At 41.8% G+C, this 13,047-nt stretch carries 14 protein-coding genes; 1 reads left to right on the top strand and 13 read right to left on the bottom strand.

Annotation, left to right across the window (positions count from 1 at the left end; all coding sequences use genetic code 11):
• Positions 1–242 precede the first annotated feature (242 nt).
• Positions 243–1,622 (top strand): glycine--tRNA ligase, encoded by a 1,380-nt coding sequence (locus tag CSV69_RS09335; RefSeq protein ID WP_085428927.1) that lies wholly within the window; start codon positions 243–245, stop codon positions 1,620–1,622.
• Between the two features lie 27 nt (positions 1,623–1,649).
• Here the strand turns inward: CSV69_RS09335 and recO are convergent, their stop codons facing one another.
• The 13 genes from recO to rpsU all read right to left on the bottom strand — a co-directional run bounded on the left by recO (position 1,650) and on the right by rpsU (position 13,025).
• Positions 1,650–2,444 carry a DNA repair protein RecO gene (gene recO, locus CSV69_RS09330; RefSeq protein ID WP_099693248.1) on the bottom strand — a complete coding sequence of 265 codons (795 nt, stop codon included), beginning with the start codon at positions 2,442–2,444 and terminating at the stop codon, positions 1,650–1,652.
• 30 nt (positions 2,445–2,474) lie between these two features.
• A complete protein-coding gene (gene era, locus CSV69_RS09325) occupies positions 2,475–3,383 on the bottom strand; it encodes a GTPase Era (RefSeq protein WP_085428925.1) in 909 nt (302 codons plus the stop codon).
• Positions 3,364–3,777 carry a cytidine deaminase gene (locus CSV69_RS09320; RefSeq protein WP_099625686.1) on the bottom strand — a complete coding sequence of 138 codons (414 nt, stop codon included), beginning with the start codon at positions 3,775–3,777 and terminating at the stop codon, positions 3,364–3,366. Before CSV69_RS09320 ends, era begins: the two co-directional genes overlap by 20 nt.
• Before the next feature lie 28 nt (positions 3,778–3,805).
• The gene (locus tag CSV69_RS09315; protein ID WP_099625685.1) at positions 3,806–4,156 is read right to left on the bottom strand and encodes a diacylglycerol kinase family protein; all 351 of its coding nucleotides are present in this window, start codon (positions 4,154–4,156) and stop codon (positions 3,806–3,808) included.
• Between the two features lie 4 nt (positions 4,157–4,160).
• Positions 4,161–4,634: an rRNA maturation RNase YbeY gene (ybeY, locus tag CSV69_RS09310; RefSeq protein WP_085428922.1), complete on the bottom strand. Its 474-nt coding sequence runs from the start codon at positions 4,632–4,634 to the stop codon at positions 4,161–4,163.
• Between the two features lie 18 nt (positions 4,635–4,652).
• Positions 4,653–6,767, bottom strand: coding sequence for an HD family phosphohydrolase (locus tag CSV69_RS09305; protein ID WP_099693247.1), 2,115 nt, complete (start codon positions 6,765–6,767; stop codon positions 4,653–4,655).
• 78 nt (positions 6,768–6,845) lie between these two features.
• The gene (locus tag CSV69_RS09300; protein WP_085429124.1) at positions 6,846–7,757 is read right to left on the bottom strand and encodes a PhoH family protein; all 912 of its coding nucleotides are present in this window, start codon (positions 7,755–7,757) and stop codon (positions 6,846–6,848) included.
• A 56-nt stretch (positions 7,758–7,813) separates the two neighbouring features.
• Complete coding sequence (locus CSV69_RS09295; RefSeq protein ID WP_099625682.1) at positions 7,814–8,905, bottom strand: sporulation protein YqfD; 1,092 nt, start codon at positions 8,903–8,905, stop codon at positions 7,814–7,816.
• Complete coding sequence (locus CSV69_RS09290; protein ID WP_085428919.1) at positions 8,895–9,152, bottom strand: YabP/YqfC family sporulation protein; 258 nt, start codon at positions 9,150–9,152, stop codon at positions 8,895–8,897. The genes CSV69_RS09295 and CSV69_RS09290 overlap by 11 nt, the downstream gene beginning before the upstream one ends.
• 47 nt (positions 9,153–9,199) lie before the next feature.
• Positions 9,200–9,727: a hypothetical protein gene (locus tag CSV69_RS09285; protein WP_099693246.1), complete on the bottom strand. Its 528-nt coding sequence runs from the start codon at positions 9,725–9,727 to the stop codon at positions 9,200–9,202.
• A 36-nt stretch (positions 9,728–9,763) separates the two neighbouring features.
• A complete protein-coding gene (gene floA / locus CSV69_RS09280) occupies positions 9,764–10,750 on the bottom strand; it encodes a flotillin-like protein FloA (RefSeq protein WP_099634227.1) in 987 nt (328 codons plus the stop codon).
• Positions 10,750–12,084, bottom strand: coding sequence for an NfeD family protein (locus CSV69_RS09275; RefSeq protein WP_085428917.1), 1,335 nt, complete (start codon positions 12,082–12,084; stop codon positions 10,750–10,752). Before CSV69_RS09275 ends, floA begins: the two co-directional genes overlap by 1 nt.
• Before the next feature lie 767 nt (positions 12,085–12,851).
• Positions 12,852–13,025 (bottom strand): 30S ribosomal protein S21, encoded by a 174-nt coding sequence (rpsU, locus tag CSV69_RS09270; RefSeq protein ID WP_085428916.1) that lies wholly within the window; start codon positions 13,023–13,025, stop codon positions 12,852–12,854.
• Positions 13,026–13,047: the final 22 nt, after the last annotated feature.

Below are 13,047 nucleotides of genomic sequence, written 5' to 3'. Positions count from 1 at the left end.
CCATGCTAAACTAATTTTGAATGAAGTAAACGAAGAACGGTCAATAAGTAGTGTAAATTTTGAGCGAACAGGGATAGTGAAAGCCTGTAACTACACGAAAACGGCAGCCGGGAGTTGAAATGTTCATTGTGAAAGTGGGTTGAAAAACCAATCGGGGTGGAACCGCGGGTTATCATGCACTCGTCCCCGGACATGATTCTATGTCCGGAGACGTGTGCTTATTTTAATTGGAGGCGTTTAGAATGTTATCTATGGAACAAGTAGTCAATCTTTCAAAACAACGGGGATTTGTATTCCCAGGGTCTGATATTTATGGTGGTTTGGCGAACACTTGGGATTACGGTCCATTAGGTGTCGAACTAAAAAACAACATCAAGCGCGCTTGGTGGCAAAAATTTATTCAGGAATCACCTTATAACGTAGGTCTTGATTCCGCTATTCTGATGAACCCGAAAGTTTGGGAAGCATCCGGTCATATTGGAAACTTCAATGATCCGATGATCGACTGTAAAAAATGTAATACCCGTCACCGTGCTGATAAATTAATTGAAGAAGCATTGGATGCAAAAGGAATCGAAATGGTCGTTGATGGCCTACCGTTTGATAAAATGTTCGATTTGATTCAAGAACATGAAATCAAATGTCCAACATGTGGCGCATTGGATTATACAGAAATCCGTCAATTCAACTTGATGTTCAAAACAAGTCAAGGTGTAACAGATTCATCAGCAAACGAAATTTTCCTTCGTCCGGAAACGGCACAAGGGATCTTCGTGAACTTCAAAAATGTTCAACGCTCTATGAGAAAGAAAGTACCTTTTGGTATTGCACAAGTAGGGAAGAGTTTCCGTAATGAAATCACACCGGGTAACTTCACATTCCGTACGCGTGAATTCGAACAAATGGAACTTGAATTCTTTTGTAAGCCTGGCGAAGATGAGCAATGGTATAAGTACTGGATTGATCAGTCTGAAGGATTACTATTGAACCTTGGTTTGAAGAAAGATAATATCCGTCTTCGCGAGCACAATGAAGATGAACTATCCCACTATTCTAAAGGAACTGTGGATATCGAATACAAATTCCCATTTGGTTGGGGAGAGCTTTGGGGAATCGCGAACCGTACGGACTTCGATTTGAAGCGTCATATGGAATATTCAGGCGAAGATTTCCACTATCAAGATCCAATCACGAATGAAAAATACGTACCATACTGTATCGAACCTTCCGTTGGTGCTGACCGCGTAACGTTGGCATTCCTATGTGACGCATTCGATACAGAGGAACTTGAAGACGGCGATACACGTACTGTACTTCGTTTCCACCCAGCACTTGCGCCGATCAAAGCTGCTGTACTTCCATTGTCTAAAAAACTTGCGGACGATGCACAAAAAGTATACGCAGAGCTTTCGAAGCATTTCCCGGTACAATATGATGATTCCCAATCCATCGGACGTCGTTACCGTCGTCAAGATGAAATCGGAACGCCATTCTGTATCACATTCGACTTTGATTCATTAGAAGATCAGCAAGTGACGGTTCGTCATCGTGATTCTATGGAACAAGAACGTATGCCAATCGCAGACGTCACAGCATACATCCAAAAACACTTATTATTCTAATCATAAAAAGCCCAGGAGAAGTCGGCATTAGCCTTCCTCTTCTGGGCTTTCTTTTGGTTGTTCTTTCGCTTTCTGCAATTCAGGTGTACGTTCGAGTTGTTCAATGAACTTTCTAGATTTCAAAAAGATCCCTGTTTGTTCCTGATATATCGTTGAAATAAGCTTCGTCATAAAGGTCTTCGTCGTTTTTTTCAACGTTAACTTACCAATCTGATCAAGGGGTACATTATAAAACATACGAATCAACTTGATCTGAGTAGGTGACAGACGAATGATGTACGGATCGACGTTAAAACAGCGATGACAAAGGAAACCGATTTGTTGGAAAGAAAAAGCGAATTCCCCTTCAGTTGCCCCACAGTTTGCACATTCGTGGAGAATAGGATGTATACCTGCCACCGGCAACATTTTCCACTGAACAAACAGTGAAATCGCTTCTGCATCATAGCCTTCTTCCATCGCATTAAACGATTCGTCAAGCAGACGGAATATACTAGCATTCGGCTGTTCTGCTTCCGTTAAGCGATCGAGTAATTCTACAATTAAACCCGCATATGCCGTCGTCTCTAGATCTGAGCGAATATGACGAACACTGCTGATCAGCTCACCTTGTTCAAGCGACCCCATGCCTCGGCTTGCACGGACAAGAAAATAGCCGTGAGTAAAGGTTTGCGTAATGGCAGCCAAACGACTTGCCGGTTTTTTCGCACCTCTAGCCATCGTCGTAATTTTCCCTGCTTCTTTCGTATAAATCGTTACAATTTTATTGGATTCCCCGTAAGGGATACTTTTGATAATAAAGCCTTCCAATTTATTCAGCAACGCGCTCTCTCCTTCAACAAGAAAGACAGCTTAATAGTCTTCTTCGTTAAATCCGAATTCTTTCAAACGACTTGGACGATTACGCCAGTCTTTTTGGACTTTTACCCATAGCTCTAAATAGACTTTCTCACCGAGTAACATTTCAATGTCTTTTCTCGCTTTCACGCCGACTTCCTTTAACAACTTGCCGCCTTTACCGATGACAATTCCTTTTTGCGAATCACGCTCAACGATAATGGTCGCACGAATATGCATTTTATGTGTTTCCGGGTCTTGTTCCATACTCTCAATCGCTACCGCAATGGAGTGTGGTATTTCTTCGCGTGTCGTATGCAATACTTTTTCTCGGATCATTTCAGAAACGATGAAACGTTCAGGGTGATCCGTCACTTGTTCAGCATCATAAAACTGAGGTCCTTCATTCAAATAGCTTTCAATTACTTCCACTAGACGTTCGATATTATTACCGTTCAGTGCAGAAATAGGAATCACTTCTGTGAACTTCATTTCGTTTGTATACGAAGTAATAATCTCAAATAATGTGTCGGGGTGCACAAGATCTATTTTATTGATGACCAAAAATACAGGCGTCTCGGATTTAGCGAGCCATTCCATAATGAAACGATCTCCTGTACCGATTTTCTCATCCGCATTGACCATGAACATGATCACGTCCACTTCACTTAACGTACTACGTGTCACTTTTAACATAAAGTCACCTAGACGGTGTTTCGGTTTGTGAACACCTGGTGTATCGATAAAAATCATCTGAGACGTATCCGTTGTGACGATTCCTTGTACTTTGTTTCGTGTAGTTTGTGGCTTGTCACTCATAATGGCGATCTTTTGCCCAACCATGCGGTTAATGAATGTAGATTTCCCTACATTTGGACGTCCGATAATGGATATAAAGCCTGACTTAAAGTTGTTCTTCTGCATAATCTAAATCCTCCTTGGAAAAAGCACCAGGTAATAACTGTTCTACCGTTGTTTCTTGCACATTGCCTTTCAAGTTCGTCAAGTACACAGGCATCTGCGGAGCACAAAATTCCGCAATGACTTGACGGCAAGCACCACATGGAGAGATTGGACCTTCAGTATCGCCAATGATTGTAATGGACTTGAACGACTTGACACCTTCAGATACGGCTTTAAAGATAGCTGTTCGCTCTGCACAGTTAGTTAATCCGTACGACGAATTTTCGATATTACATCCATGATAAATGATGCCGTCTTCAGTTTCTAATGCAGCACCTACTGGAAATTTTGAATACGGAACATATGCCTTATTCATGGCTTGTTTTGCTTCGTTCACTAATTGTTCTACACGCATCTAGTTCTCTCCTCTTCATTCAATCTTATCATCCAAACCATTTTGGAAAGAAAATTATACATCCGACGATCACACTTGCTATAGCGTACACAAGAACCGATCCCGCCGCGATATCTTTAGCTTTTTTAGCTAGTGGATGGAACTCCGTTGTCACAAGATCTACAACGTATTCCACTGCTGTATTCATTAATTCGAGCGCCATCATACCTGCAATGACGATGAAAATGATCATCCATTCTATTTGTGAAAGACCAGTAAACAAGCCGGCTATTACTACAATCATTGCTGATAAACCATGAAATTTCATATTACGTCCATGCGCAAAGCCATCCAAAATACCTTCCCATGCATAGACGAATGATTTCAAGAATCTTTTCATACACTCACTGACGCTCCAGCCCGAATGCAGTCAAAATCTCCGTCTGTCTGCTGAACATTTCACGTTCTTGTTTTTCATCTAGATGATCATATCCGAGCAAATGCAAGAATCCATGTAATGCAAGAAACCCAAGTTCACGCTCGAACGTATGATTATATTCCGCTGCTTGGCGCTTTGCAGTATCGATGGAAATAATGATATCCCCGAGCACAACTGGCATGTCGCTTTCGTGAATAATCGCCACTTCCCCTTCAGACAATTCTTCAAGCGCAAATGAAATAACATCAGTTGGGCGATCTTTTCCTCTATACTCGGCATTCACTGCCTGAATAGATTCATCATCCATAAATGTAATGGACAACTCATATAAACCTTCCATTTTTTCCATTATGGATGCATGAGTCAACAGGTCCTTGATCAATGTCTCTGAATTCGGGTCCACGCTTTCCGTTTCATCTTCGAAATAAAAATCTATCATAGTTGCTTTGCTCCTTTGTTATTGGGGATATTCAATACGGTTATGGAATATTCCATTCAATGTTTCATTAATTGAAATTTTTACTTGTTTAATTTCTTTTAATGACAGATCACATTCATCAAACTGATCGTCCTCTACTTTTCCTCGCACAATTCCTTTAACCAGTGCGGAAATTTTCTCCGGTGTCGGTTCTTTCATGGATCGCACCGCTGCTTCTACACTGTCGGCAATCATTATGACCGCGTTTTCTTTCGTTTGTGGTTTCGGACCTGGATAGCGGAAGTCATTTTCATTTACATCGGGATTCGATTCTTTCGCTTTCATATAAAAGAATCTGACACTACTCGTCCCGTGATGCTGTCTCGCGATGGCGACAAGCTCTTTCGGCATACGATGCGTTTCCAACATTTTTGCGCCGTCTTCCGCGTGGGCTATAATCATATCACGACTTTTCTCAGGTGTCAGTGCATCATGCAAATTCCGGCCATTATGCTGGTTTTCAATGAAAAAACCGGGATGAATAGTTTTTCCGATATCATGGTAATAGCTACCGACACGCGCGAGTAATCCATTCGCACCAATCGCTTCACATGCTGCATCTGCTAGATTCGCAACCATAATACTGTGATGATATGTCCCTGGCGTTTCGACTAATATTTTTTTCAATAATGGATGGTTAGGATTGGAAAGCTCTACTAAACGCATATTGGAAAGCAAACCGAAACTCGACTCGAAAAATGGTAATAATCCCATTGTCAATGCTCCCGACAATAAACCTGAAGAGATCGCTGCGACGGCATAGAATATCAGCTCTGGTGTCGTGTAGCTAGTTTGTGTCATCAATAAATAAAATATGATAAACATAATATTCGATACCGCGACACCGAGACTTGTCTGCAGTATTGTCGAACGCCTACCATGTTCGCTTAGTAAATAAATACTAACAATACCGCCAAATAAAATATACAGTGCGACTTCCATTTGCATGATGGCGGCCAGACCTTCTTGCAACATGATACCTGCTGTTGCCGAAGTAATAATCGTGGCGAGTACTGCCGATCGTTCATTGATTAATAACTTGATCAACATCGGCACTAGCGCTGTCGGGAATAAAAATGCAATTAGAACATCAAACTCATGGTCGATATAGCTGACAATCTTCATCAAAACGACCGCAAGCAATAAGATGATATAGAAAATAACGAGTGCTTTCTTTTTGAAAGTTTCTTCCCTTTTCGACTTGCCAAAGTGTATAGTAATCAATCCTGAAACAAATAATACAAACAGCATAATTCCAAGGGTTGGTTTGACTGAAGATTGATTAGTAAGAACACCTGAAAGTTGTAGCTGATGGTATACATCACGATCAATCAACTGTCCTTCACGAACGATGACCTGTCCTTGTAAAATACGGATGGATTCAACCGCGGCCCGTGCATCCGCCTGGTTCTTCGCTGTTAAAGCTTCATCAATCACTTCGGTTTCGACTACTGCCATACGTCCTAGTGATAGTGCTATATCGTGCAAATCTCTTGGCAATGTATTGGTCTGTCGTATTCTCCGCTCCACTTCATAGCGATGCATGGGTACTTGTTCGACTTTAAATGGAATGGCTAATTCTCTTCCCACTACAAGCGTCAACAGTTCCTGTAAATTGTTCAAATCAATTTGTTCGGCTGCCAGTAACTGTTTAAGTTGATCATCTGTAACAAGCAAGAATGTTTCTTCGTTTTCAAGCCCTTGCAATTTCTTTTGAAGCAGTTTTATTTGTTTACCCGAGGTCAAGTCAAGATCATCTTTTGTTTCTAATTTGACATCACTAACTGCGTTAAAGATCGAGCCAAGAATAGCTTGGCGGTTTTTCATAATATCTTCTGAGAAGCGATAAGAATTTGGGACCGCTTGTTCCGCCCGCACACGTTCGAGTTCGGTTTTCTCGGTGTCTTCTATTGTTTTAGGGGAACGAATGGTTTTTGGCGAAATTTCAAAAACAGAAATTTCATATGTTTCGTTCTGAGTGCTCCCGTACATAAGAAAAAACAACAGCACACTGGAAAGGGAGACGACAAGAAGCAAAAGAAATGTAAATTTCACTTTTCTTAGGTGTGAAAGTAGTTCCTTTAAAACTGTCATATAGTTGCCTCCTTTTCAGCAAATGATTGGTACATGATGGATGGACTATGTATCTTCCGCATTCAAAAAAGCAGTCAATTAATTAGTTGACTGCTCGTTTTCATATGCATCAATGATCTTCGCTACAATCGGATGTCGGACTACATCACCTTGTTCTAAATACATAAATTGAATATCTTGTACATTTTTCAAAATACTTTCTGCAACAATTAATCCTGATTCCGCACCGCGCGGTAAATCAATCTGTGTTTTATCACCTGTGATGACCATCTTCGATCCAAAGCCGAGACGTGTTAAAAACATCTTCATCTGTGCTTTGGTTGTATTTTGCGCTTCGTCCAGAATTACGAATGCGTCGTCAAGCGTTCTTCCACGCATATAAGCAAGTGGTGCAATTTCGATCACGCCACGTTCCATCAACCGTTCGGTATGTTCAGCTCCTAACACGTCGTGGAGCGCGTCATAAAGTGGTCGAAGGTATGGGTCCACTTTTTCTTTTAAGTCGCCTGGAAGGAACCCTAGGCTCTCTCCAGCTTCAACAGCAGGACGAGTCAATACTATTCGTTTGACAGAACCCGTTTTCATGGCTTGAACCGCCATCACAACAGCCAAATAGGTCTTTCCTGTTCCCGCAGGTCCAATACAGAATACTAAATCTCTCGAACGAATTGCTTGAACATACTCTCTTTGTCCAATGGTTTTCGCACGGATGACTTTTCCTTTTGTATTGCGGGCAATTTCTTCTTCATAGAGAGAAGAGAAATATTCAATCGTACCGTTCTTTGCCATTTCAATGGCCGTTGCCACATCTCGTAGATTGATGTTGATCCCTTTACGGATGACTTTCAGTAACTGTTCGAGCAATACTTTAGCTGCTTCTGCTTGTTCTTGCTCTCCACTGATCGAGATCGTTTCACCTCTAGTGTGGATCGAGATTTTTAATTCCTCTTCGATCAGATTCATGTTCTGATCGGAAATGCCAAGAAGCATAATCGCTTCGTTAGGTTCTTCGATATGAAGTTGAAGTACATTTTCGCTCAATATATTCAGTCTCCTTGAGTTATAGGTCGTTTTTCAGCAATGTTTTCGTTAACTAAAAATAGTATAGTCCCACTCACTTTATCATTAGTGAAGGACACATGTAAAATGTTTTCTTCTTTAATTATGCGCTCATTCGTCTTCTTTGACAATAAATCATACTTGATTAAGGGAAGGATGATCGTCTTTTCCATTCCTTTTTCCAAAAACACTTCTTGTGTATGATTCTCTTTCGTCTTATCAAGAATAACAGGATTTCTAAAACCTATATTTTTTATCTGATTACCTATCCACGGCTTTTGCCAACTGATAGTAAGATTTTCTTCTCCTTGAATCGAATAACTAATCGTTCTAGGTAATTCAAAATGACATTCTAACCAGTAGTCAGCAAATACTTCCCCATCTGCCCCTACTACAGTCGTCTTTTCTCCTTGTTCGAGAATACCCGTTGCCAGCATATCACCCTTTTTAACAGTTTGATGAATAACACTTGCTCTTTCTCCCCGCGTTAATGCAAAGCGTGTGATGACACCTCCTGTTTTCGCTACGAGATGTGATGGCTTTTCATTCACTTCTTCTTTAATTTCCGTAGACAATGGCGCAAGCATCGGTGAAACAATCAACGAAGTACCGGTTTGAGAGAATCGAATCCATGACAATGAAGGTTCATCCTGCATCAGCAGTCGGCGAATTTCGTCTTCTTCTGGTAATTTAGATAATAAAGAGGGCGCGATAATTTGTGCTTTCACCATCTTACTCTCCATTCGTTGTGCAATTTCAGGCACATCACTCTCTACGGTAATGTCCCATAGAAATAGTGAAGCAATGAATGGAATAAAACAAACTATCAAGAATAACAAAGATGCGAATAACCGGTGCTGGACAGTATCCAAACCTTTACGTCTAATTCGGACTTTCACACGATAATTCCTTCTGAAACGGCGGATGACTTTAATTCCCTTAGTGTCCGTCTCAAAAAATACAGCACTTCCAGAGACATACAAACTGCTGATTTTGACACGCTCTCGCTGTAATTTGCTAAGGAAAATAGAACCGTTGCGCACATCTGTCACTTGAACTTCGAATCGTTTAGGACTCATAGCTGTTTCCCTCTTCGGGTGTGAAACGCACCGTCACTTCTTGCAATTCATCGATCGATATATGGGCGTGTTGTTCAGTCAGCAGTAGAACTGTTACATCTTCTCCTTTGATGGTCATGACATAGTCATTCGTTTGAAAAGATACGGATTGTTCGCTTAAAGCGAGTAAGCGATAATTGCCGGTAATCCGCAATGAGTTGAATTCATCTAGGATAATGGATGGATGAAGTGCGAATAATTTTTTCATGAAAAAACCCCCTGTCTCATCCTATGAAAAGACAGGGGGTGGCATGATTACCGTTTTGATTTTGGTGGACCTAAAATTTCAGCATAGACAATCCCTTGCATGATTTGCTGGGGTGTTCTAGGAACCAAGTCTTCCTGCAAGATTGGTTCATCTTCCTGCATGATCGTTTGTTCTTGAAGCCTGCCTCTGCCCATTTGGCGCTCTGGACGTGGCGTTGAAGCCGGTTTAACCGGTTTCTTCGGCTCCGCATAGAAGATTTCAGACTGGGGCGCCTGTGACTTTACAGGTCGCTCAGGTTCTTTAACCTCTTGCTGAATATCCTGAAATTCTTTTTGAATATCTTCAAAGAGACTTCTGGATAATTCCTTCAGCGAACGCGGCTTCTCTACTGGAGCAGCATTCGTACGCTGAGGTTCTCTTTGTTTCATTTCACTTTGTGTCGGTTGGGCAGGCCATTGCTGGCTGGGCGGACGTTTCGGTTGTTGTTTTGGCTGATTCTGTTGATCTTTATCTTTCTTCTTACCGAATAACGATCCCAGCGCCAACATGATACCCAAAATAATCAGTTGTTCCATTATGCATCCCCTTCCCGGGAATTCATCTTGTTATAGTTAGTCTTTTGTTTGTTGATCTGTTCCTGTTTTACTAATTGAATCACGCATACTTGTATCAGCTTGGATATTTTTGTAGTTCATGTAATCCATGATGCCAATATTACCAGAGCGTAAAGCTTCTGCCATTGCTAAAGGTACTTCAGCTTCAGCTTCCACAACTTTCGAGCGCATTTCCTGAGTTTTCGCCTTCATCTCTTGCTCGCTTGCAACAGCCATTGCGCGACGTTCTTCCGCTTTTGCCTGTGCAATGTTTTTATCTGCCATTGCTTGTTCAGTCTGAAGTTCCGCACCGATGTTTTTACCGATATCAACGTCGGCAATGTCAATGGATAGAATTTCAAATGCTGTACCTGAGTCCAATCCTTTTTTCAGAACTGTTTGAGAAATCAAATCAGGATTTTCCAATACTTTTGCGTGACTGATCGAAGAACCGATTGTTGATACGATACCTTCACCAACACGGGCAACGACTGTCTCTTCACCCGCACCACCGACGAGACGGTCGATGTTTGCACGAACTGTAATACGAGCTTTTGCTTTTACTTCGATACCGTTCATCGCAACACCTGCGATAAATGGTGTTTCAATGACTTTCGGGTTAACGGACATTTGTACCGCTTCTAATACGTCACGTCCTGCTAAGTCGATTGCCTGTGCTCTTTCAAACGGTAAGTCAATGTTCGCACGCTGCGCAGCGATTAATGCATTCACTACGCGGTCTACGTTACCACCAGCTAAGTAATGACTTTCTAGCTGGTTGATTGACACCGTCAGACCCGCTTTATGTGCTTTGATCAACGGATTAACTACTCTGCTCGGAATTACTCGACGTAAACGCATACCAATTAATGTGAAGATACTTACACGAACGCCTGCCGCAATAGCGGAAATCCAGAGCGTTACTGGAACGAATGTAAAGAATATCGCCAGTACGATGATGATAATAAAGACAGCTGCTACCAGTCCGATTGTTCCTAGTCCCATCATAAGCCTTGTTCCTCCTCTTTCTTCTCTCTTACTACAATTCTAAAGCCTTCTACCGCTACAATTACGACCTCTTTACCACTTGCGATGTAACGACCTTCTGATACTACATCGATGCGTTCACCATCTACTTCAGCGACGCCAGATGGATAAAGTGGAGTAATCGTTGTTGCTACCTTCTGCAATAACTCATTACGATTTTTATTGGAAACGTAACCGCTTTCCGTATCCATCGTATCCATTAAAATGATTTTATTCAATAGATGGAGTTTTTTACCGAAGAATTTCATAATAACCACCGCTCCTATCAATGCTACGGCTATCGCAATTAGCACCGAAACTGCCATGAATGCCAAGTTTGTGCCTGCCAGTAAAATACTTCCTATGATAGCCAAGACCCCGAAGATACCAGCTATCCCTCCTGCAACAAAAAATTCGGCAATAATAAGTGCTACGCCGAGCACGAACAATAACAATGTCTCATAACCTGCTAGACCTGCTACTGTGTGTCCGTAGAAGAATAAGAATAGAGCTGTAAGCCCCATGCTCCCCGGCACACCAAAGCCTGGTGAATATAATTCTACAATCAGTCCGAGACTCGCAACGGAAAGTAAAATCGGTACAACGACTGGGTTGGTGATGAATCGAGCCATTTTCTCTGTAAACGTTTCCGCTGTAGAGATGACTTGCGCATCTTCCAAGTCCAGCTTCTTCAGTAACTCGTCAAATGAAGCTACTGTCCCTTCACTGTACCCTACCTTTTCAGCTTCGTCAGCAGTGAGTGTCAGAAGTTCGCCTTTTTGTGCACGTAAGTCCGGCAGATCAATTTCAGGATTTGCCATCGCCAATGCATATTGCGGATCACGGCCATTGTGCTTCGCGGCATTTTTCATTTGTGCCAACCAGTAACTATTGGCTTTCGTCTCTGCTGCATTTCCAGAACCGTCAATGACTTGTGCAGCCCCGATGGAACCGTTTGGCGTCATGTAGATTTCATCTGCATAAAGTGCAAGAAACGCACCTGCGGATAGCGCGCGATCGTTGATGAACGCGACGATTTTGACATCGTCAGTTGTTTTCATCAGCTTTGCGATTTGATCGGCAGCATCTACAAAGCCTCCAGGAGTGTCTATATCCAGCACAATCGTCTCTGCACCTTCTGCCTTAGCTTCTTTAAATGAACGCTGTAGGAAGGCATGCAGCCCCTTTTCTACTTCTTGATGAAGGGGTACTTGATATACTTTTGTTTCAGCTGCGTCTGAGTGTATAAAAGGCAATGCGATTGTACCGATGAATAAAATGAGCAGAAAAACGGACCTAATCATTTTAGACATTATGTTCTCACCTCTCTCTACTGCCTATTATACTTACTATTTACGTTTGAAGAAGCATTTGGTTTCATTTAATTGCAATTAAATAAAAGTTTTTCTTTCGTTGCGTCATGGCTTGTTAGTATATGGATTATATATGGACATTCATGAGCATAATTATTGAAGTTGTGTTGAAAGTTATGAAAGTTGGGAGGTGAATTAGCGTTTGTGAGGGGATGCAAGCTCCAGTTGGGGGACGCTTTTTCCCATGGGCCCGCGGTGAGCCAGCGGGAAGAGCCGTAACGAAGAACGGCTTTTGCGAGTAAAAGCGAAGCGTTAGGAGCACATCTTTGCACTTCGCCCCCAACTTCCGCTTCCATCCTACGTTGCGAGAGCTGGCACTTGGATCACTTACTGTATGTCATGTGTGAATTATTAGTTTTTCTTAACTAATTTTCAGTTCAAGTATTGAAGTTAAAACTTGATTACAACACTTACTTCAATGCGCAACAATGAGTATCCACCAGTCACATTGCAAAGGATTGATGCGTAGGGGCGACTCCAGGAGGTTAAGCGTGCGCATTGAGACCCTGGACAGGTGCCTTAATTTCTGCAAAGTGCACAGAAATTAAGGCCAAGCACTATCCTCTATACTAGCCTTCGCCGAATACTTTATTCAGAACTATTTTAAAAATTCCAGACATTAAAATAAACCGAAGATCCAGTGAAGGATCTTCGGTTTATAAGAAATTACATTAGTAGTTATTGTCAAAATTCAATGTAGGCAGAAATTAGAACTTGCGCTTACGAGCAGCTTCTGATTTCTTTTTACGTTTCACACTTGGCTTATCATAGAATTCGCGCTTTCTACTTTCTTGCATTGTACCACTCTTGGATACGGTCTTTTTGAAGCGGCGAAGAGCGTCTTCAAGTGATTCATTTTTGCGAACGACTGTTTTAGTCATATCTCTTGTCCCTCCCTCCAAA

Source organism: Sporosarcina sp. P26b (assembly GCF_002743245.1).
GTDB classification, from domain to species: Bacteria; Bacillota; Bacilli; order Bacillales_A; family Planococcaceae; genus Sporosarcina; species Sporosarcina ureae_C.
The sequence above is the reverse complement of the archived record's forward strand: the minus strand, read 5'-3'. Positions and strand labels throughout refer to the sequence as shown.